The sequence below is a fragment of the Geobacillus thermodenitrificans subsp. thermodenitrificans DSM 465 genome (assembly GCF_000496575.1).
GTDB lineage: Bacteria > Bacillota > Bacilli > Bacillales > Anoxybacillaceae > Geobacillus > Geobacillus thermodenitrificans.
On record NZ_AYKT01000011.1, the window covers coordinates 76,118 to 97,021 of the forward strand.

Consider the following 20,904-nt stretch of genomic DNA (forward strand, 5'->3'; position numbering starts at 1 on the left):
CATAACGGTCGAACCGCAAAAAGAAAGCCTTGCCGACTAGGCAAGGAAACCGGGCTCCATCGTCTCTTTACACCGCTTATTTTTTTGTCAGCTGAACGGCTTGTTTCATATCTTTGAAAATATTCATCCGCCCATACATGAGCACACCGCCGCGATACACTTTCGCGCCGATATAAATGAGCACAGCAATCGTCGTTAATAACAAGGCAAAACTGAGCGCTACTTCCCACATCGGTACTGAAACGAGACCGACGCGCAAAAACATGAGCATCGGGGTGAAAAAAGGAATGAACGAGGCACCAATGATAAACGCTGATTCCGGCATATTCAATCCAGACATGGCGATCATAAATGCGACGATAACCAATATCATTGCCGGGGTAATCGCTGACTGCACATCCTCCACACGGCTGACGAGCGAACCGAGCACAGCAAATAACACCGCATACAAGAGATAACCAAGCAGGAAGAAAATGAGCGCATACACCCATATCGACATCGACACATTGTCAAACCCTAGAAAGCGCCACAATTCCTGACCGTTCATTTTGAGAGCGGTGAACCCAACAGCAAAGAAAACGAAAAACTGTGTCAAGCTGACAAGCGCCACGCCGATAATTTTGCCAAACAGATGTTGAACGGGAGAAACACTCGACACTAAAATCTCCATCACACGCGACGATTTTTCTGTCGCGACTTCGGTAGCCATCATACCTCCGTACATGAGGACAAACATATACATTGCGAACAGAAGGACGTAAACAAGTGAACGCGCTTGGTTCAACTCCTCTTCGGTTTTCGCGTTTTCTTCTAGCGCCACCTTTTGAAACGGAACTGGTTGGTAAAGCACGGCCATTTGTTCCTCTGTGAGGCCGATTTTAGCAGCAGAAAGTGCTGTTTTCAGCTCATTTAACACTCGCTCCAGTTCTTCAGGCGTTCGATTATCTGCAATCGTATTCGCATAATAAGCTGCCTCCGGTAATCCTTCCGCATCCATAGACAATATGAGCAATCCATCCCATTCTCCTTCTTTGACAGCCCTTTTTGCTTCGTCTTCCATATCGGTAATTTTAGTTAACGTGATTTCTTCACGATTCACCTGCTTTTCGAGCGCTTTGTACAAAGATTCCGTACGGTCAATGACCGCGACATGCTCCTGTTCATCGCTGGTGAAAAACTCGATGATCGTCTTAATATTGGCCAATCCGATGATCAAGAGACAGGTAATAGCGGTTGTGATCAGGAACGCCTTCGCCTTGAGCTTTGTCACATACGTATGTCCTAATACAAGCCAAAATTTATTCATACGCAGCACCTACTTTTTCGATAAAAATATCATGCAAAGACGGCTCTTCCAAAGCAAATAGACGCACCGTCACCCGATCTGCGATATGGCGGAAGATAGCTTGCGCTGTCTCTTCATTGGCGATTTGCAATCGCACCCCTTCAGCCGTTTGATTGTATCGAAGGACGCCAGGAAAATCTTTCAATTCTTCAAATGCTCCTTCGCCGCGAATGAGAAGATTTTTCCTGCCAAATGACCGTTTCAACTCGCGCAGCGCCCCAGATACAATTGCTTGCCCACTTCGCAAAATGCATACATGCTCGCACAACTCTTCGACGTGTTCCATTCGATGACTTGAAAAAACAATGGTTGTTCCGTTTCGTTTTAAATCAAGCACCGCCTCTTTCAACAGCTCGACGTTTACCGGATCAAGTCCACTGAAAGGCTCATCTAAGATTAATAGATTCGGTCGATGAAGCACAGCGGCAATAAACTGGATTTTTTGTTGGTTGCCTTTCGACAACTCCTCAACCCGCTTGTTGGCGTAATCACGGATATGAAAACGCTCGAGCCAGCGATTGATTTCTGGGACAATATCGGCCTTTTTCATTCCGCGCAACCGTCCTAAATACAAAAGCTGCTCTTGCACTTTCAACTTCGGATACAATCCGCGCTCTTCCGGCAAATAACCGATCAGATGACTTTTAGAGTAATCAATCGATTCTCCTTGCCACCGAATCGTGCCTTCTGTCGGCAATAGGAGCCCTAAAATCATCCGAAAGGTCGTCGTTTTTCCCGCTCCATTTGCCCCAAGCAATCCAAACATTTTCCCTTCTGGAACCGTCAACGTCAAATGATCAACAGCCGTCGTCTGACCAAATCGCTTCGTCACATCAATGATCTCTAAACTCATCCACATTCCCCCAAAATAAAATGAAATTTCCACCCCTATATATAACGTCTACCACCTAAAAAAAGTTTCAACCACAAGCAGGAATTTTCCTTATGATTCGCTAATGAAAAAGAAGTGAATCATGATTCAGCGAAGGGAGATGTTCACATGCCGACGTATACGTTGACCGCTTTTGAACGTAACGGAGAAAAGTTGCTTGATGAGACATTTGAAGCTGCCAATGATGAGGAAGCAAAAAAAATCGGCGAACAAAAGCTTCGCGAGCGCGGCTGTTTTGATAAAACCCACCGCTGCGTCAACGCGAGCGGCAAGTTGATTTTGTTTCACCGCTAAGCAAAACACCCCGGAACGCCCGGGGTGTTTTCATTTAACCAAAAATGGCTTCCATGATTTTTAGTTTTTCTTCTGTGTATTCCATAAAATGTTCGTTGTACACTTTTGGCTCTTTTGGATTCGCTTGGCGGGTGATTTTCCTTGTTTTCGGGTCGACAAATTTGCTTGATGCCCCGCAGCCGAGTCCGATGATCGACTGCTGCTCTTCCATGATCATAATATTGTAAATGCTCTCATGTTCTGGCAAGGCGTAACCGACATTTTCGAGATTGCCGAGAATATTTTTTTGTCGATACAAATAATACGGCACATAACCATGCTTGCTCGTCCACTCTTCGGCCGCTTTCATCATCGCTTGTATTTCTTCACGGTCGGCGACTTTATACTTTTGTTTGTTTTTCGTCATTTCTGAGGCCCGCTTGAACGATAGCGTATGAACGGTGAGCGACTCCGGCATGAGCTGTTCTGTCTCGGCAAGCGTATGCGTAAACTCCGGCAGCCCTTCGCCAGGCAGACCGATAATTAAATCCATATTAATGTTGTTCATCCCCATTTTTCGTGCCAAGTGAAACTTGTTGATCGTTTCTTCAACGGTATGATGGCGGCCGATCGCTTTTAACGTCTCTTGAATGTATGACTGCGGGTTGATGCTAATGCGATCGATCTGCCATTTTTTCAAGACGTCGAGCTTTTCAGGGGTAATGGTGTCTGGTCGTCCGGCTTCGACTGTAATTTCGCGGACGCGGTCGACATCCGGAAACACCTTATACATATGAGCGTATAGTTGGTCCATCTCCTCAGCTGTAATGCTCGTCGGCGTCCCGCCGCCGTAATAAATCGTTGTAATCCGGATACCGCGTTCACGCAAAAAGCGGCCGACCGCTTCCATTTCGTAATGAAGCCCGGCTAAAAAGGCGTCAACCGACCCTTGGCGGCCGTTGATCGCGTACGCCGGAAACGTGCAATAAGCGCATTTCGTCGGACAAAATGGAATGCCGATATAAATGCTCACTTCATGGGACAAATCGTACAAATCCGGCACAACCGTGAGCTGGCGGTCAACGATCGCTTGCATTAGCTCAATTTTTTCTTTTGTTACTAAATATTCTTCCGCTAGCTTCTGATGCGCCTCTTCTTTCGTCATCCCGGAACGCAGCAGCTGATGAAGCAGTTTCACCGGACGGACCCCGGTTAAAATGCCCCATGGCTGAATGATGTTGGTATAGCGTTCAAGAAGCGTTACATACACATGGAAGATGGCGTTTTTCAACCGTTTTTCACGCGCTTTCCCGTCCGCTCCTATTGGTGCATCATACTCATACGTAGCTTCCTCGACGCGCCCGGTCGCCTTGTCGACAAGCGTTCCGGAAACGGTGATGCGACCGTTTTCGTTAACGGTAAACGAAACGGAGGCATCCGCTTCAAGAAGCGACGCAAACGAAAGCACAGGCGATTCGAAAAACAGCTCGGTTATCACTTCAAGCGGACGCTGAAACCGTTCAGGATTCGGCAGTCCTTGAATTTCGATACGCACGTTCATCACCTTTTCTGTCAAACTTCTTTCAGTGTACAGAACTGCTGTTTCCCTCGTCAAGCGGAAGAATACACCTCCTTCGCTGCCCTTTGTGGAAAGGTGCCGCTTCAAACGAGCGATATAAATTCTGAACAGCTCATTTTTCTTTGAGAAGTAAAATATATTGTTTCATGCGCATAGACAAGAAAAAAGGTGTCCCTCTTCTTTTGGAACACCCTCCCTTGCCCTTTACTGTTTCGTTTTGAGCTTTTGCAAAAACTCTATTCGTTGTTGTTTGCGGAAATGTTCCTTCACCATGTAAGCGACGCCGAGCTGTTCGTTTGAGCGCGTCACCCAATCGGCTGCCCTCTTCACCTCGACCGGTGCATTGCCCATGGCGACGCCAAGCCCAGCTGCCTCAATTGCCGGCAAATCGTCAACACCATCGCCAATCACTACCGTTTCTTTCAGCGATACACCGATATGTTGAGCAAGCCGACGCAGTCCAGTGAGCTTAGATACCCCTTGCGGGACAATTTCCATTTTTCCGTTCGGATGCATAATCATATCAATGGATGGAACAGATTTTGCCAGCACAGCTGCGGCCTCATCCCGCTCCTCATCCTCGGCAAAATAAACATCGATTTTCGGCACGGCCACCGGTTCATCGATCAGCACATCGCCGAGTGAATCGACAAACTGGGTCGGGTAGAAAAATGGGTCGCTTGACGAGAGCACCGTCTGTACGACGAGATTTTTTTTCACTTTTTTCCGGTTACCGAGCGAATACCGCTCATGCATCAGACGAATATTGCAGTTAAAGTTTTCTAAAATTTGCACGATGTTAAACGTCCGCTCTTCAGGAATCACCGCTTCAAACAGTTTGTCATCAAGCGTTTTGCCGATCATCGCCCCTTGAAAGGTGATGAGCATCCCATCAAGTCGCAGTGCTTTTGCCACCTTGCGGGCGGAGAGCAAATTGCGACTTGTCATTAACGTGACGTAAACTCCTTTTCGCTTCACATAGGCGACCGCCTCTTTCGTTTCACGTGGCAGGCGGCCGTTATTTTTCAAAATCGTTCCATCAATGTTGAGTGCTAACAGCTTATAATACACGGCTGTCTCCCCCTTTTGTCTGTGCCTCGTTTTCCGTCAACTAAAGCCGCCTCTTCATCTGCTAGCGGCAGCTTTGCATTTCTTATCATTCTCATGACTATGACAAAACGGACAAAAAAAGAACACCCGACCGGGTGTTCTTCCCTATTTTTCTTCCATCAACGAACGATGCAACTCTTCGAGCGGTTTCATCGCGATTTGTTGGACTTCGGCAATCGTCATGCTCATTTGTTGTTCAAGCGCCATCAGGCGGGCTAGTTTCGCATTTTGTTGAGCGAGTGCCATCGCCTTTTGCGCCTGTTCGATTTCATCGGGCAAAATGGCTGCTCCGCGCATTTGTTTTTCGTGAAGCCGAAGCTGAATGTCGCGGAAATTGGCAAACATCTGATAGGCCGTTTCATCACGACGGACATCTTCGTACGCCTGTTTCAATTGCTGAAATGGCTCGCTCGCCCGAATTGCCTGCTCAAGCTGTCTGGCAAGTGCGTGAAGAGATTCAGACATGAAAAGGATCCTCCTACATCAATATTGTTCACGTTCTAACGTATGCGCCGGCGGTCGGCGATATGCCTCCAGCTACAGCCATAAGCCGATGATTCCTTGAACGGCGCCGATCATTGCGCCAAGCAAAGCGCCCAAATACGTAATCATTTTCAGCTCGCGGCGGGCGATCGATAAAATAATCACCTCTAATCGCCTCAGTGAAAACGACTCAACTTGATTGCGGACAATGTCCGCCAATCCGAGCTTCCCCACGATTCCCTCGATCTTATCACTGAGCGCATGGATCGCTGCGTTCGCTGCTTGCGGAACGAAGCGGTCGAACAGTTCTCGTTCATACGGAGCGATCAGCTCGGCGAGCGGACGGTCGAGCCAGTCATTGTTTCGCACAAGACCACGGGCGGCGGCGCTCACCGTCTCCTTGATGCGCTGGCGGCCGATCATCTCTTCGACCGCAGCTAATGGATAGCTGATCCATTTGTTCCATTCCGTCCAAAGAAGACGGGCTAACATCGCCCTTGTACCGGCATGGCGTAAAAATTTGCCAAGCTCTGACTGCACTTTATCGACGAAATTAACATTGCCGAGCAACATTTGCATCATACCTCCGACCATCCCTCTCTCTTGAAAAAAACGGTCGATCATGCCAGCAATCTGCCGCTTCCCTTCTTCGCTGCTGAAATAGTCGATCACCCGGTCGGCCAAGTAGTCGGCCAAGCTTTCAATGCGTGATTCCATCGTTTCTTTCAGTTCCGGCGACAATAGATCGCGAATGGGCCGCAGACGCCATGTTTCACTCCATTGTTCATACGCCCGCCCTGCTTGCTTAGCTGCCAGTTCACTAAGCCATTCATCCGGCGCATGGACGCCAAAGCGTTCAAGCAGCTGTGCCGGCGTTTCCCGACGTGAAAGCCATCGTTTCAACCATTCGCGCCCCCAATCGGCCACCTCTGCGACGAAGACGGGATCCGTAAGCTTACGCCGCAGCCCTTCCGGCGTCACTAAATGCTCAACGACTGTTTTCCCGAGTTGCTCGGCAAGTTCTCGCCTCCGTTTTGGGATCAAACCGGGAGTTAGCGGCAGTCGCTTTCCAAATATGTATATCGGCTCATACGGGCGAAACAACATGACGATAGCGATAAAATTCGTCATCCCGCCAATGAGCGCCCCGACTGCCATCATAAACAACAAATAAACGAACGTGTTCATCGCCTTCCCCTTTCGTCTGTGCCGCTGTCACCAAACGGCAGCCCTCATCATACGATACGATATAAACGTTTGCCTAATTTTTCATTATAGAGCTTGCCTGATGAATGCGCAAATGAGGGACTGCGATGAGCGAACAACGAACCGTTGCAGTGTTAACGGAAATAACGGAAACAACTGAACAACCATCGTTTGGCTCTATTCATTGTTTTTGTGAGGAATTAGCGCAGTGCGCAAAAGAGCGCGGCCTCTTTTTTTACGTCACATCGCCGTCGCTTTATTTGCAACGCATCGGCTACCAGTGGATTGGCGGCGAATGGATGAAACGGGACGTGCCTCCAGCTGACGTCATCTACAACCGGCTCCACTCGCGACAATCGGAACATTCCCCTTTGTTTGCTGAATTGCTCACCCGGCTTGCTGTAGAAGGCGGATCGATGTTCAATCATCGTTTTTTGCACAAATGGGAAGTGTACCGCTACTTCGAGCAACATGAGTACTTGCATCCGTATTTGCCAAAAACGGCGTTATGGAGCAATGAAGATACGCTTGAAGCTTTTCTCACCGCCTTCCCATCTGTCTTTCTTAAACCGATCCACGGCAGCCAAGGGCGGGGAATTTTCCGTCTTGAACGTTCGGACGGCACCATTCGCCTCCGTCATTCCACTTCCGCTTCGACAACCACATACAGCTCGATAGATACTTTAGTTTCCGCTTTGCGACGTCGAACGAAGGCTCCAATGATCATTCAGCAAGGACTGGAGATCCACACGATTGACGGCCGACCGGTCGATTTCCGACTCCTTTGCCATCGCGTCCGCAACAATCATTGGCGCGTCACCTCAGCGGTTGCCCGTGTGGCGCCGCCCGACCAGTTTGTCGCCAACCTCGCTCGCGGCGGGGAACTGATGGCGATCAATACGGTATTGAGGGAATGGTATACGGCGTCAGACGCTTTCCAACAAAAACAACTTCTCAAAGAAATTGCGATGGAAGCAGCAACCGTGCTGGCGCTTGAGGCGGAAGGGTTATACGGGGAGTTGGGCATTGATCTCGCCATCGATGTTCATGATCAGCCATGGATCATTGAAGTGAATACAAAGCCGTCGAAACAAACGGATATGACGTCCGCTCCACAAACTGTTCGCCCATCGGCGAAAGCGATCATCGAGTATTGTTTGACATTGATGGAGGAAAAGGAGTGAACGATGTTGATTTCACTCGGTTTTGTCACTCTTGACGAACAACAAGAGCTCACATATTTTACCGAGGTGGCCAAACGCGCCAATCACTATGGCATTTCGGTTTATCGTTTTTCGCCACTAAATATCGACCCACAGACAGAACATGTTCACGGCTTTGTCTTTCAGCCGGAGACGAACGAATGGATGGATGCCGTTTTTACTATTCCGCCGTTTTTATACGACCGCTGCTTTTACGGTCATGACGACCGTTCAAAAAAAGCAAAACCGATTATGCATTGGCTGAAACAGCGACCTGATTTAGTCTTTTTAGGCTACGGATTGCCGGGCAAATGGGATGTGTTTGAATCGCTTTCTACCCATCCGCTTTTGTCAGCGTATGTACCGCCTACTGTTCGCCTTGAACACACCGATGACATACTCGAGCTTCTCCGCCATGAACAAGCCGTCGTCGCCAAACCGATGCACGGTTCCAGCGGGCGCGGCATTTACGTTATTCAAAAACAAGGAAAAACGTTATCCGTCCAAGACGGGCTCGGTCAAGAACGGGCGGTCATTGCACGCCGGAGAGAGCTTGAGAAGCTCGTTACCTCTTTGAACCGCCGCGATAGTTATATGCTGCAGCCTCTTCTTTCGCTGTCCACCCCGGCACACGAACCGTTTGATCTCCGCTTTTTATTGCAAAAAGATGAAGGCGGCCATTGGGTCGAACGGGTACGGGCTGTGCGAGTCGGACGTCCGGGAACATGGGTAGCGAACATCCGATCTGGCGCCGATATTCGACCGTTTGCCGATTGGCTCGATTACCTGCCTTCTCCAAAGCGCGTCTTAGTCCTTGATGGCATCGAAACGATCATCCGCACACTGCCAACTTATATCGACAACGAATTCGGCTCGCTGTTTGAGATTGGCTTAGACCTTGGCGTGGCTGACAACGGGGCGGTCTGGATTTTGGATGTGAATTCGAAACCGGGAAGAAAAGTGATCAACATTCTCCCACCCGAGCAGCAAAACGCGATCTATGAAGCACCGCTCCGCTACTGTTTGTTTTTAGCAAGCGGGGTGAATAGCCGATGACTTATACGTTAATGATTGACGAAACAGGAGAAAACACGGTCACCTTGCCGGCTTCAGTTCAAGCGTCTGGACAAACGGCAGCTGCGTTTGGCAGCCTGCTTGTCCCATGTCGAATTGTATCCTCTTCCACACTCACTGACTGTGTGATCATAACAAGTGACGTCGCCCGGCGCCTATCCATTCCATTTGCCGCTAACGTTCATGTCTTTTTGACTGCAGAAGCCGTCCATTTCGGCCCGCTTGTCGGCATTTTGACCGCTGGGTTCACCAAGTCGCTCCATCGCCCTGTTGGAAGCCGGAGCTTCTTTTTCGCCAAGTTGTTGGCGCAAGAGAAGCAAGTCGGTGGATTTGCCTTTTTGTTCGGCACCCCCCATATCGATTGGGAAAACGGAACGGTCAACGGCTATTTTTATACAGAACGAGGCTGGGAACGCCATACGGTTCCATTGCCAACGGTCATTTACAACCGCCTGCCAAACCGGCGCATCGAAAATAGCGAAATGTTTCAAACGGTCACCGAGACACTGCAAACCGCCTATGGCATTCCGGTCTTTAACGGCCATTTTTTTAACAAATGGGATATTTACCGCCGGCTTGCCGCCCATCCTGAAGCACAACCATATTTGCCAGCGACATCCGCACACATCACAAAGCAGACGATCGAACAGTTTCTCACCCGCTACACGGAAGCATACGTGAAACCGGCTGATGGCAGCCTCGGCCGCGGCATCTATCATTTGACGAAAAAAAACAATGTCTACGAATGCCGCTCTCGCGACGAACAAGGAGAAACGAAAACCGCCGTGTTTCCAACTGCCATGGCGCTATGGCATCATTTACTCACCGACGCGCCGCTTCATCGCTATGTCATTCAGCAGGCTGTGCCGCTCATGACCGTCAATGGTCGACCGACGGATTTTCGCGTCCACACCAATAAAAACGAATACGGCCAATGGCAAGTGAGCGCTATCGCGGCCAAAATCGCCGGAAGACAAAGCATCACCACTCATATGAACAGCGGTGGAATCGTCAAAACGCTCGAAGAAATTTTTCCGGACACTGCTCAGCGAAACAACATGCTAACCCGCCTGAAGCATGTCGCTCTCACGCTTAGCCGTTGCCTTGATGAAACATCAGAAACATTGATCGGTGAAATTGGCTTTGATCTTGGTGTAGATAAACAAGGGGAAATTTGGATGTTCGAAGCCAACTCCAAACCAGGACGTTCGATTTTTCAGCACCCAGGGCTCAAAGAAGCCGATGAGCGCACGGTATTGCTGCCGCTCGCTTATGCTGTCCACCTAAGCAAAACAGCCATCACCGAACCAGAGGCGCTTTGGTCATGATCACAATCGGCTTCCGACGTGACACCGGTGAGTGGGTTTGCAAGGAAAGGAAGGGACTTTACCGATTTGGCAACGGTCAGCTCGCCTTCGCCGCTTCTCTTCCTGATCTCACGTTTGCTGTCCGAACGAAAGGCAGACGGGTCGGGCCGCTTGTCGGTATTTTAGTGAGCGAATCATCTATCCCTGCCTTGCTTAGCAGGAAAAAGCGATGGCTTGAGACAGTCATTCGCTCGATCCATGCCGACGGTGGCATCGCCATCGTCAGTGCGGCCACCAGCATCGGTGAAAAAACAGTTTCCGGCTATGTATTCGTCCCGTCGCTTGAGCGTTTTGTTGAAGCGCTCACTCCATTGCCAGATGTCGTCTACAATCGAATAAAAAGCTGGAAAGAAGAACAAACCGAGCCGTTTCAAACCGCAGTCGCCCGGCTTGCCGCCCATAACATCCCGCTCGTCAACCGCTCCTTTTTCCGCAAATCGGACGTTTACGACGCATTGCGGACTGATCGTCGGCTTTGGCCGTATTTGTTGCCGACTGCACTTGTTGACAAGGTGGACGATGTACGCGCCTGGCTTGATCAATACGGTTGCATCTATGTAAAACAAGATAATGGGTCAAGAGGAAGTGGATTGTTCCGCCTCACCGCTTTGCCTGGGGCGGCGGTTGTCTGCGAATCCCCCCGCAGCCAAAAACGGCTGGAGTCGCTCGATGAACTGGCACCGCTTGTCCAATCGTGCCGTTACATTGTTCAAGCAGCAGCGGACGCCGACACATGGAATGGTTGCCGCTACGATTTGCGCGTGCTTGCTCATTGGCAACACGACCGCTACACAATTACCGGCATCGGTGTCCGTCTTGCTAGGACACAGTCAGTGACAACCCATGTCTTTCATGGTGGAACGGTGTTGCCATACACAGAAGTCAAAGAACGTATCGATGAACAGGAGCTCGAGCAGCTGATTGCGCTGAGCGGAAAGCGGCTCAGCGAGCGATTCGGCTTTGTCGGAGAGTTTTCCGCTGACATCGGCGTCAGTCGTGAGCGGCAGCTGTACATTTATGAAATCAATGCCAAACCGATGGTGTTTGATGAGCCGGAAATTGAAATGCATCGGCTCAGGAGGCTCAATCAGCTGTTTGCCGAATTAGCTCATCTTGCGCCATAGCCAAAAACTCACTGCTGTATCGAAGAGCTTGGCGAAACACTTGGCTGACTGCCTGTTTGGCCGCGCCATCCAGTCGTCCACTAATGTCCTGGCATAACTTTGCCTTTTCCCATTCTGCCTCAGCAAGAGATTGCAGCAAGTCAAAACGGCTGGTCTCCACTTCTTTTCTCTCTCTTCCTTCACCGCATTGTACATCAACGCCAGCCACTAAATAGTGCACATATTGCCAGAGTTGCCGTTGCCGCCGCGCCTCATCTAAGTAGCTAGTCCATGTTGGCTCGTCCTTTCTGATCTCGGCAAGCTGCCTCGCCTTTTTCTCAGCTACGATGGTCGTTTTGATCAACTTTTGAATGGGAACGATCATGCCATATCACTCCTCCTCGCTTGTTCTGCTCTATCCATATGAAGCCAGCGGATAATGTATGCCGATTCCGCACAAACTAGAAAAAACAATGAGGAAGGAGCAAGACGATGGAACGGAAAGAAGCCGGACGCCAAGACGCTTTATACGAAGGCCGCGATGAGTATTATATGGATATCGACCGCATGATTAATGAAGGGATGGCCGGCGGTAATGTGTACGGCCACGATGATGAGGTGAATATCGAAGAAGCGCGCGACCTTGTAAAAGAGGAACCGCCTTATGAAGCAGGCGATTGACCGATGAGCCGATTTTCCCTCCGCCGGGAAAGTCGGCTTTTTGTTATAATGAATGAAAAACGATAGAAAGGGTTGCGCCGCGATGTTAAAGGAGCTCGAGTCACTTTATGAAGGGGATATCGTCATTAACGGCCAGCCGGAACACCCAGAGGCATATGAATGGTTTTACACCGCCGATGGCGATGAAATCGGCATCGCCAAACAGCGGTTAACGAAACGAGAACAGCGATTGTTAGCGCTGTTTTTGACTCCAACCGAACATCGTCGGGAACGTGAAAGTGAAGAGGAGCGAGTGTGGAAACGGTGGATGGAAAACGGTGACCCGTCAGCGCCTGCCATGCTGACCACCCCGTACTGCCGTCTGATTCACTTTACCGTCAATCAGCCGATCACAAATAAAACCGAGTTTGCCGAAACGATCCACAACTTGTTTGAGTCCCCGATAACGATCGTTTGGGACAAAGACAAGAACGGACTAATCATCGAAGCCAAGCAAAAACGGACGGCTGAACTGCCCTTGCTGGCGGAAATGGCTGACGCGCTCGCCGCCGATTTTTACACTACGATCCATCTATTCATCGGCCCGGTTCGCCCTGTCGATGATCGATTACACGAGTCGTTTCTCCTCGAAAAAGAATGTTTTTCCGCCGCTCGTCGCTTTTGGCCGAAGCAAACGGTGTATGAGTGGGAAGATGCCATTCCGCTTCCTCTCCTTAGCGCTGAGAGCGATGATAAGACCGACCGAATCTTATCGTTCCTTGATCAATTTGATGAAGATGAAATACGAGCGATGGAGACATTTTTACAATGCAATTTAAACGTCTCCATGGCAGCGAAAAAACTATACATGCACCGAAACAGTTTGCAATACCGGATCGATAAGTGGACGGAGCAAACCGGTATTGACATCAAGCGATTTAAGGGAGCAGTGGCGATCTACTTAGCTATTTTGCATCGCCGCCTTACTTAACCGCCGATATACCATCTCGTCATGTCGCCGAAAACAGGCGGCATTTTTTGTGCACCTTGTCCATTTACGAATGTTCGTATTTTTCTATACACTATTGCTATAGGAAAACGATTTCAATAACAGGGGGATTCACGATGGCAGAACTCATTCTTGACCATATTTACAAAATTTACGACAACAATGTCACCGCCGTTAAAGACTTTAATTTACATATTCAAGATAAGGAATTTATCGTCTTCGTCGGTCCGTCCGGCTGCGGCAAATCGACAACATTGCGGATGGTCGCCGGTCTTGAGGAAATTTCAAAAGGTGATCTCTATATCGATGGCAAGCGGATGAACGATGTGCCGCCAAAAGACCGTGACATCGCCATGGTGTTCCAAAACTATGCCCTTTATCCACATATGAGCGTTTATGACAACATGGCATTCGGCTTAAAGTTGCGCAAGTTCCCGAAAGCAGAAATCGACAAACGCGTCCGCGAGGCAGCTCGCATCCTCGGACTCGAACAATACTTAGACCGGAAACCGAAAGCGCTCTCCGGTGGACAGCGTCAACGCGTAGCGTTGGGACGTGCGATTGTCCGCGACGCGAAAGTATTTTTAATGGATGAACCGCTTTCGAACTTGGATGCGAAACTGCGCGTGCAAATGCGTTCGGAAATCGCCAAGCTCCACCAACGTTTGGAAACGACGACGATTTACGTTACCCACGACCAAACGGAAGCGATGACGATGGCAACTCGCCTTGTTGTCATGAAAGACGGCGTCATCCAGCAAGTTGGGACGCCGCGCGAAGTGTATGAAAGACCGGAAAATGTTTTTGTCGGCGGCTTTATCGGTTCCCCTGCCATGAACTTTATTAAAGGGACGCTGCAAGACGGCAAGTTTGTTGTCGGTAACACATCGTTTGGCATTCCGGAAGGAAAAATGAAAGTATTGCGCGACCAAGGGTACATTGGCAAGGAAGTCATTTTAGGGATTCGTCCGGAAGATATTCACGACGAGCCGCTCTTCTTAGAGGCTTCACCGGCAACAAAAATTACGGCTCACGTCGAAGTCGCTGAGCTGCTTGGTGCTGAATCGATGATTTACTCGAACATCGATGGCCAAGAGTTTGTCGCTCGCATTGATGCTCGCACCGAAATTAAGCCGGGTCACCGTCTCGATCTTGCACTCGATATGAACAAAGCGCATTTCTTTGACATCGAAACGGAACGGCGTATTCGCTCTGCAGATGAAAAGTAAGCCCCCATTTGTTTCTATATAGATTTAGTAGGCTCTAGCATTGTGCTAGAGCCTACTCTTTAATAAAACGCACTTCCTCTTCTTGACAATGCGGACAATAAAACAAATGAACACACTCATGATTCGTATATGTGTACGGGTAACCATCAACAAGCTTCATAAGGTCCCCATCCATATACGGACTGTAATCATCAAAATAGTCCGTAATTTTTCCTTGGTCTTCCATTGGCTGCCGGCAGTAGCTGCAATATACCGTTATCTGGCGCAGCCCGTTGCAAAGCGGGCATACATTCATGCTGTTTCCTCCTATAAGATGCTCCTTATTTTACATATTCCCTAATGATAGCAGCGATAAAACGTAAAAAATTACCATATAATCAAGATGAATAACGGACTAAAAACAACTCAAACTATGAGTACCACCAGCAAAAGAGGCACTCGCCACAACACCTATGCTGGCGAAGGCAAAAGCGGGTGGACGTTGGGTTCAGCCAAGCTTGGCAGCACGCCTTACGGCGTGTAGTGCTGGTGCAAATCCAGCCAACCCAGCCATTAAAATTTACAAGAGGAGATGATCAGTTATGGCACGCAACAATAACAATAACCAACTGTTAGTCGCTGGCGCCCAACAAGCCATCGACCAAATGAAATTCGAGATCGCTCAAGAGTTTGGTGTCAACCTTGGCGCTGATACGACTTCCCGTGCAAACGGTTCGGTCGGCGGCGAAATTACGAAACGCCTTGTAGCAATGGCTCAACAACAACTCGGTGGCCAATTCGGTAACGTTCAATAATCATTTCACAGACAACTTCATAATAGATGGCAAAAGCCCCAGGCAGTTAGCCTGGGGCTCTTTCATCTCACTGTCACATGCCTCCCGCCTGCCCGGCGAGTGGTTGATTCAAAGAGACAAGCACTTTGCGAATGCGTCGATTATCAACTTGGCGAACGGTCAGCGTCAACGGACCGTACTGCAACGTTTCGCCGACTGCCGGAATGCGTTCAAACATTTCAAAAATCCAGCCACCCAACGTACGCGATTCGCTTTCTGGCACATCGATCTTCATCACTTCACAAAATTCGTCAAGCGGTAGTTCGGCGCTGAATTCAAAGCTATGTTCATCGATTTGGCGCACCGTTTTCACCGCTTCGTCATGTTCATCCCATATTTCGCCGACGATTTGCTCGATAATATCCTCGAGCGTAATCAAGCCGGCTGTGCCGCCGAACTCATCGACGACGATCGCCATGTGTACTTTGCTTTTTTGCAGTTCTGGCAGCAAGTCGGACACTTTCATCGACTCGACGACAAACAGCGGCTGGCGCAACAATTCACGGATGCGCACATCGTGGTTTTGTACAAGTTCGCTGAAAAAGTCACTCTCCGATAAAATACCAATGACGTTATCAATATCCCCTTCATACACTGGAATGCGGGAGTACCTTTCTTCCAAAAATACGTCACGAATCTCTTCAATCGGCTGATTCACCTCAACCGCCACCATATCGGCACGCGGTGTGAAAATTTCTTCGACTAAAATCTCATCAAAATCGAGCGAACGTTGAATCAGTTCTTTTTCCTTGTTGTCAATGACCCCTTCTTCTTCACTTAACTCGACCATCACTTTGATATCTTCCTCCGTGACGGCCGGCGCCGCAGCTCCGTTGGTGAACCGTCGAGAAATTCGTTCCTTCATCGCTTGAAACAATGCCGTTACGGGCGCCATGAGTTTCATCAGCCCATAGGCGAGGCTGACATACCGAATCGCAAGCGTTTCTGCCTGCTCTTTCGCCATCGATTTTGGCAAAATGTCACTGAAGACGATGGACAAAATGGTCATCACCGCAATCGAGACAAATAAACCAGTCTGTTCCCCAAGTAGTGAAGCAGCGATATAAATAAACAGCGCAACCGCTGTAATGCTCGTCAGACGGTTGGCAATGGCAAGCGCCAACAATGCACGATCAAGCTGTTCGATCACTGCCTGGAGACGCTGGTTGTGTGGGTGCTCTTCCGCATAATGCTTTAACCGGGCTTTGCTTGCTGATGAAAAAGCCGCCTCGGCTGAAGCAAACAATGCGTTGACGAGCAGGAAAAGAAAAAACCAACCGAACAACCTTAACGGCCACTCTTCCAAAGAATCTTCACACTCCTATAGGAACATGACTATGTTATTCATATCCATTTTTTCACCGAAACATGCCTGTGAAAGCAAAGTTTGCTTCACCGGGCGGAAATGGCTGCACATGTCGTTCGCAGTCGGTTTCCATTCCTTACTTTAAATATAACAAATTTTTCGCCAACTGGCTATAGTTGAAGCGTTTCATTTCCATATACATCCAAATAAAAACGCGCCGGGACGCGCCGACGCGTTTTAGGATTCAAGCCAACAAGCTCCAATAAAATACATAAGCACCAACAATGAAGCGATATTCAGCGTAATTGACCACTCAACCATTCATCTTTCCCTCCCGTTCTCATCGTACCATATGAACAAGCGGGAGAAGCGGGCAAAGAAAGAACGTTTTTTGACAGTTTCGTGACAGCTAAAAGAGAGGGACGCCCCTTGACACGGACGCCCCCATTCCGTATGTTCGAGAGATGCTCCCTTCATGCTCAACGGTTTTACCCTAAATACCGGTAATAAATCGTTTTCGCCTCTTGCACGTCTTTTGTACCGTGCACAAGTGCACGGCCGTCACCAAATACGACGAGCCTCTTGTCGCCGATCGAAACAGAGACGAGATATGGGTTTGCTTCAGCTTGAAGCCCTTGACGTCGAAATAACGCTGCCAGTTCATTTAAATCGTATTGCCGACGGGCAGACGGGCGAATTTGCACGGAATCACGCCCACACAACACGGCCGTCTTCGTCTGCTGTTCATAAGAAAGAAACGGATAGGACGGATCATGACCGCACGTCGGACAATTATCTCTTTTCACTGCATCAATGCGAATGGCCGCATATTCGTTCGTCCAAAGATCAAACGAGACGAGCTTGCCGCGTAACGCCTCCCTGTCTTCGACTAAAATTTTCAACGCTTCTGCCGTCTGGTAACTAACAACCATTTGCACCGTCGGGCTAATAATACCGGCCGTGTCGCACGTCAAGCCCCCTTGCGGCACCGTTTCTAGCAGGCAGTATAGGCACGGTGTGCGCCCGGGGATAAAGGCGTAGCTTAAGCCGTAGCTGCCGACACAGGCACCGTAGATCCACGGAATGCTGTATTTATAGGCGACATCATTGATGACCATGCGCGCGTCAAAATTGTCGGTTGCATCAATCAGTAAATGGGGGCGCTGCTCAGCCACAAGCGCCTCCAACTCCTCTGGACCGGCATCCCCGACAATGGCCTCAATCTGGACATCACTGTTTACTTGTTCGAGACGTCGCTTGGCAGCGATCGCCTTTGGCAGCCGCTCTTTCGCATCCGCTTCGCTGTATAACTGCTGGCGCTGTAAATTGCTCCATTCGACGTAGTCGCGGTCAATGATCGTCAATTTGCCAATCCCAGCGCGTACGAGCGCTTCAGCATTGCCCGTGCCAAGCGCTCCAGCGCCGATTAAGACAACATGCTTTTCCCGTATTTTCTTTTGTCCTGCCTCACCGATTGGGGCAAACAATTGCTGTCGGGAATATCGTTCGTTCAAACAACACTCATTCCTTCCATCGGGCTGCTCGCTGACGCATAGCGCTTTTTCGGGATACGCCCGGCTTCATAGCCAAGTCGGCCCGCTTCAATCGCCAGCTTCATCGCTTTTGCCATTTTCACTGGATCAGCTGCACCAGAAACAGCGGTGTTTAGCAACACCCCGTCCGCACCAAGCTCCATCGCCAGCACTGCATCCGCCGGGCCGCCGATGCCAGCGTCAACAATAACCGGCACAGTCGCTTGCTCGATGATGAAGCTCAAATTGAGCGGATTGATGATGCCTTGCCCTGACCCGATTGGCGACGCCCCTGGCATGACCGCATGACAGCCAAGCTCCTGCAGCCGTCTTGCCAGCACAACGTCATCAGACGTATACGGCAACACGATAAACCCTTCTTCAAGGAGCATTTCTGCTGCCTTTAACGTTTCAACCGGATCCGGGAGCAACGTTTTGTCACAGCCAATCACTTCTACTTTAATCATATCACATAACCCCGATGCTTTCGCTAGCCGCGCGATGCGCACCGCTTCTTCGGCTGTTTTCGCCCCGGCAGTGTTTGGCAGCAGCTTATATTTGCTTAAGTCGAGCTGCTCTAAAAAGTTCGGCTGCTCTGGAGAAAAAATGTTCATCCGCCGAACCGCAAATGTCAAAATTTCCGCCCCCGATGCTTCCACCGCTTCTTTTTGCACATCTAGGCTCGGATATTTGCCCGTTCCAAGCAACAACCGTGAAGAAAATTCATATGGACCGATTTTCAACATCTCAACCGCCTCCCACAAAATGAACGATTTCGACGCGATCGCCATTCGCGAGCGTCGTTATTCCGTACTCATGCTTTTGAATAATGCGAACGTTGACTTCCACAATCGCCAGTTTATTATCAAGACGGAAATGCGAAAGCAAATCACTAACCGTTTTCACCTCATCGGGCACGGTGATCGTCTCCCCGTTAACGATCAATGTCATTCAATCCCCACCTTTTCTTCTGAATGGCGTGTCAAAGAAAACGGTGACAAATCAACCTCAGGCTCTTTCCGTTCGATTAAGTCGGCCATTAGCTGCCCGGTAATCGCGCTGAGCAAAATCCCGTTTCGATAATGGCCGGCAGCGACAAACACGCCGTGTCGCTCCGGATGTTCGCCGATATATGGCAAACCGTCTTTCGTCTGCGGACGGATGCCGCTCCACGCCCTCACCCATTCTGCCTGTTTGACATCCGGAAGCAGGCGGGCAGCGCGATGAAGCAAATTCATGACCCCGCCGGCGCACACATGCCGGTCGTATGTGCCCGGAGTGGACGTCGCACCAATCAACAGTTGGTTGCCTCGCTTCGGCACAATATAGCAACCGTTTTTGGCAAACACGGTCGCCTGCAACAACGGAACCGGTGTACGCACCATGACGCACTCCCCTTTGACTGGGGACACAGAAAGAGGAAGCCCAAGCAGGTTGCCAAGCTGCGACGCCCAGGCGCCCGAGGCGATGACGACCGCCTCAGCCGAAAATGTTCCATCCGTTGTGTCAAGGTGATGCCCACCGGCGTCTGAACGGATGTTCAATACTTCTGTATACTCATATAAGCGAGCGCCGGCTGATACAGCAGCATGGACGAGAGCAGCAGCCAAATCCGGGGCGCTCACTTGTCCGTCGCCTTCAATGTACATGGCCCCAACAATCGCTTCCATTGCGAGGCGGGGCTCAATCTCAAGCACTTCCTCTTTCGTCAGCCAGCGCACCGGCTGGTCCGTCGCGCTCCAAAATGTATAATGCCGGCGGAGATCTTCCGCCTCTTCCTCCGTTGTCGCTATTTTGATCATCCCTTTTTCGACGAGGCCGATGTCAATCCCCGTTCGTTCCTTCAACTCTTCCGCCAAGGACGGCATAAGGGTCCTGCTTTTTAAGGCGAGCGGCACGAGCGGACTTGGCGTAGAAAATTCTGCTTGTGCTCCGAGCATGCCGGCGGCCGCTCTCGACGACTCACCAGCCATCGTTCCTTTTTCTAAAATCGCGACGCGATACTTCCGTTTGGCAAGCTCGAAGGCCACCGCCGCCCCGATCACCCCACCGCCAACAATGGCAACGTCATAATAATGTATAGTCACTTGATCCTCTCCCCCTTGACAATTTCAGCTAGCCGTTTCGCTTCACTGACCGGATCAGCTGCGAAAAAAATCGCCGACAACACCGCCACTCCCGCTGCCCCCGCTTCTAGCACTCGGCGGGCATTGCCGGCATGGATGCCGCCGATGGCAATGACGGGAATATGTACAGCAGCGGCTATTTCCTTCAGCAAGTCTACGCCGCGCGGAAGCAACCCCGGTTTGCTGGCGGTCGGAAAAATATGGCCGAATAAACAAAAGTGGGCACCGTCCTCTTCCGCCTGCTTCGCCTCCGCCAGCCCATGCACCGAGCATCCGACTGTCAAACTCGGAAATGAGCGGCGGACAGCCCGCACCGGTAGGCTATGGTAGGCGAGTTGCACTCCATGGACGCCATACACTGCAGCCACATCGACGCGGTCATTGACGATGATTTTTTGGGGTGGCACCCCGACACGAAGCAGCGCAGTGACAAACGCGGCAACCTCGCGCGCTGTTTTCTCTTTTTCACGAATATGAATGCAATCGGCGTACGGATGGATGTGCTGACAAATGGCGGCGAACTCATCGGCCGTCTGCCGACTGGTCGAAACGAAATGAAGCGTTCCCATCTAGAT

At 50.0% G+C, this 20,904-nt stretch carries 23 protein-coding genes; 9 read left to right on the forward strand and 14 right to left on the reverse strand.

Going from position 1 to position 20,904, the window contains the following annotated elements:
- Positions 1-76: 76 nt before the first annotated feature.
- Both DSM465_RS0111900 and DSM465_RS0111905 read right to left on the reverse strand, forming a co-directional pair.
- The gene (locus DSM465_RS0111900) at positions 77-1,306 is read right to left on the reverse strand and encodes an ABC transporter permease (protein WP_029761447.1); all 1,230 of its coding nucleotides are present in this window, start codon (positions 1,304-1,306) and stop codon (positions 77-79) included.
- Positions 1,299-2,198, reverse strand: coding sequence for an ABC transporter ATP-binding protein (locus tag DSM465_RS0111905; protein ID WP_011886860.1), 900 nt, complete (start codon positions 2,196-2,198; stop codon positions 1,299-1,301). Before DSM465_RS0111905 ends, DSM465_RS0111900 begins: the two co-directional genes overlap by 8 nt.
- A gap of 147 nt (positions 2,199-2,345) precedes the next feature.
- Between DSM465_RS0111905 and DSM465_RS0111910 the strand changes: the two genes are divergently transcribed.
- Positions 2,346-2,531, forward strand: a complete 186-nt coding sequence (locus tag DSM465_RS0111910) for a YhzD family protein (RefSeq protein ID WP_008881599.1) — start codon at positions 2,346-2,348, stop codon at positions 2,529-2,531.
- Between the two features lie 34 nt (positions 2,532-2,565).
- On the opposite strand, the gene DSM465_RS0111915 is transcribed toward DSM465_RS0111910, so the two are convergent.
- From DSM465_RS0111915 to DSM465_RS0111930, 4 genes are all read right to left on the reverse strand, one after another.
- Positions 2,566-4,071 carry a coproporphyrinogen III oxidase gene (locus DSM465_RS0111915; protein ID WP_029761448.1) on the reverse strand — a complete coding sequence of 502 codons (1,506 nt, stop codon included), beginning with the start codon at positions 4,069-4,071 and terminating at the stop codon, positions 2,566-2,568.
- Between the two features lie 222 nt (positions 4,072-4,293).
- Positions 4,294-5,160, reverse strand: a complete 867-nt coding sequence (locus DSM465_RS0111920; RefSeq protein WP_008881601.1) for a Cof-type HAD-IIB family hydrolase — start codon at positions 5,158-5,160, stop codon at positions 4,294-4,296.
- Positions 5,161-5,304: 144 nt separating this feature from the next.
- Entirely contained in the window at positions 5,305-5,664 is a 360-nt protein-coding gene (locus DSM465_RS0111925) for a YlbF family regulator (protein WP_029761449.1), read from the reverse strand.
- A 72-nt stretch (positions 5,665-5,736) separates the two neighbouring features.
- Entirely contained in the window at positions 5,737-6,870 is a 1,134-nt protein-coding gene (locus tag DSM465_RS0111930; protein ID WP_029761450.1) for a DUF445 domain-containing protein, read from the reverse strand.
- A 125-nt stretch (positions 6,871-6,995) separates the two neighbouring features.
- On the opposite strand from DSM465_RS0111930, the gene DSM465_RS0111935 reads away from it, so the two are divergent.
- Genes DSM465_RS0111935 through DSM465_RS0111950 form a run of 4 tightly spaced genes read left to right on the forward strand, consistent with a single transcriptional unit; the run spans position 6,996 to position 11,655 of the window.
- Entirely contained in the window at positions 6,996-8,072 is a 1,077-nt protein-coding gene (locus tag DSM465_RS0111935; protein ID WP_008881604.1) for a YheC/YheD family endospore coat-associated protein, read from the forward strand.
- 6 nt (positions 8,073-8,078) lie between these two features.
- Positions 8,079-9,146, forward strand: coding sequence for a YheC/YheD family endospore coat-associated protein (locus DSM465_RS0111940; RefSeq protein WP_029761451.1), 1,068 nt, complete (start codon positions 8,079-8,081; stop codon positions 9,144-9,146).
- Positions 9,143-10,492: a YheC/YheD family endospore coat-associated protein gene (locus DSM465_RS0111945; RefSeq protein WP_029761452.1), complete on the forward strand. Its 1,350-nt coding sequence runs from the start codon at positions 9,143-9,145 to the stop codon at positions 10,490-10,492. The genes DSM465_RS0111940 and DSM465_RS0111945 overlap by 4 nt, the downstream gene beginning before the upstream one ends.
- Complete coding sequence (locus tag DSM465_RS0111950) at positions 10,489-11,655, forward strand: YheC/YheD family endospore coat-associated protein (RefSeq protein ID WP_011886854.1); 1,167 nt, start codon at positions 10,489-10,491, stop codon at positions 11,653-11,655. Before DSM465_RS0111945 ends, DSM465_RS0111950 begins: the two co-directional genes overlap by 4 nt.
- On the opposite strand, the gene DSM465_RS0111955 is transcribed toward DSM465_RS0111950, so the two are convergent.
- Positions 11,615-12,019, reverse strand: a complete 405-nt coding sequence (locus DSM465_RS0111955) for a hypothetical protein (protein ID WP_029761453.1) — start codon at positions 12,017-12,019, stop codon at positions 11,615-11,617. The genes DSM465_RS0111950 and DSM465_RS0111955 overlap by 41 nt on opposite strands.
- A 107-nt stretch (positions 12,020-12,126) precedes the next feature.
- Here DSM465_RS0111955 and DSM465_RS0111960 point away from each other — a divergent pair, with 107 nt between their 5' ends.
- From DSM465_RS0111960 to DSM465_RS0111970, 3 genes are all read left to right on the forward strand, one after another.
- On the forward strand, positions 12,127-12,315 hold the full coding sequence (locus DSM465_RS0111960; RefSeq protein ID WP_008881609.1) for a hypothetical protein: 189 nt from the start codon (positions 12,127-12,129) through the stop codon (positions 12,313-12,315).
- A gap of 82 nt (positions 12,316-12,397) precedes the next feature.
- Positions 12,398-13,285 carry a PucR family transcriptional regulator gene (locus DSM465_RS0111965; RefSeq protein WP_011886852.1) on the forward strand — a complete coding sequence of 296 codons (888 nt, stop codon included), beginning with the start codon at positions 12,398-12,400 and terminating at the stop codon, positions 13,283-13,285.
- Positions 13,286-13,419: 134 nt separating this feature from the next.
- Positions 13,420-14,532 (forward strand): ABC transporter ATP-binding protein, encoded by a 1,113-nt coding sequence (locus tag DSM465_RS0111970; protein ID WP_008881611.1) that lies wholly within the window; start codon positions 13,420-13,422, stop codon positions 14,530-14,532.
- Between the two features lie 52 nt (positions 14,533-14,584).
- Here DSM465_RS0111970 and DSM465_RS0111975 read toward each other — a convergent pair whose 3' ends face one another.
- The gene (locus DSM465_RS0111975; protein ID WP_008881612.1) at positions 14,585-14,827 is read right to left on the reverse strand and encodes a hypothetical protein; all 243 of its coding nucleotides are present in this window, start codon (positions 14,825-14,827) and stop codon (positions 14,585-14,587) included.
- 286 nt (positions 14,828-15,113) lie between these two features.
- On the opposite strand from DSM465_RS0111975, the gene DSM465_RS0111980 reads away from it, so the two are divergent.
- On the forward strand, positions 15,114-15,326 hold the full coding sequence (locus DSM465_RS0111980) for an alpha/beta-type small acid-soluble spore protein (RefSeq protein ID WP_008881613.1): 213 nt from the start codon (positions 15,114-15,116) through the stop codon (positions 15,324-15,326).
- Positions 15,327-15,399: 73 nt separating this feature from the next.
- Here DSM465_RS0111980 and DSM465_RS0111985 read toward each other — a convergent pair whose 3' ends face one another.
- The 6 genes from DSM465_RS0111985 to tenI form a co-directional block, all read right to left on the reverse strand.
- On the reverse strand, positions 15,400-16,671 hold the full coding sequence (locus DSM465_RS0111985; RefSeq protein ID WP_029761454.1) for a hemolysin family protein: 1,272 nt from the start codon (positions 16,669-16,671) through the stop codon (positions 15,400-15,402).
- A gap of 488 nt (positions 16,672-17,159) precedes the next feature.
- Positions 17,160-18,185 carry a thiazole biosynthesis adenylyltransferase ThiF gene (locus tag DSM465_RS0111995; RefSeq protein ID WP_029761455.1) on the reverse strand — a complete coding sequence of 342 codons (1,026 nt, stop codon included), beginning with the start codon at positions 18,183-18,185 and terminating at the stop codon, positions 17,160-17,162.
- A complete protein-coding gene (locus tag DSM465_RS0112000) occupies positions 18,182-18,949 on the reverse strand; it encodes a thiazole synthase (RefSeq protein ID WP_011886848.1) in 768 nt (255 codons plus the stop codon). The genes DSM465_RS0111995 and DSM465_RS0112000 overlap by 4 nt, the downstream gene beginning before the upstream one ends.
- Before the next feature lies 1 nt (position 18,950).
- Positions 18,951-19,154, reverse strand: coding sequence for a sulfur carrier protein ThiS (gene thiS / locus DSM465_RS0112005; RefSeq protein WP_008881617.1), 204 nt, complete (start codon positions 19,152-19,154; stop codon positions 18,951-18,953).
- Positions 19,151-20,290, reverse strand: a complete 1,140-nt coding sequence (gene thiO, locus DSM465_RS0112010; RefSeq protein WP_029761456.1) for a glycine oxidase ThiO — start codon at positions 20,288-20,290, stop codon at positions 19,151-19,153. The genes thiS and thiO overlap by 4 nt, the downstream gene beginning before the upstream one ends.
- Positions 20,287-20,898, reverse strand: coding sequence for a thiazole tautomerase TenI (tenI, locus tag DSM465_RS0112015; RefSeq protein WP_029761457.1), 612 nt, complete (start codon positions 20,896-20,898; stop codon positions 20,287-20,289). The genes thiO and tenI overlap by 4 nt, the downstream gene beginning before the upstream one ends.
- Positions 20,899-20,904 lie beyond the last annotated feature (6 nt).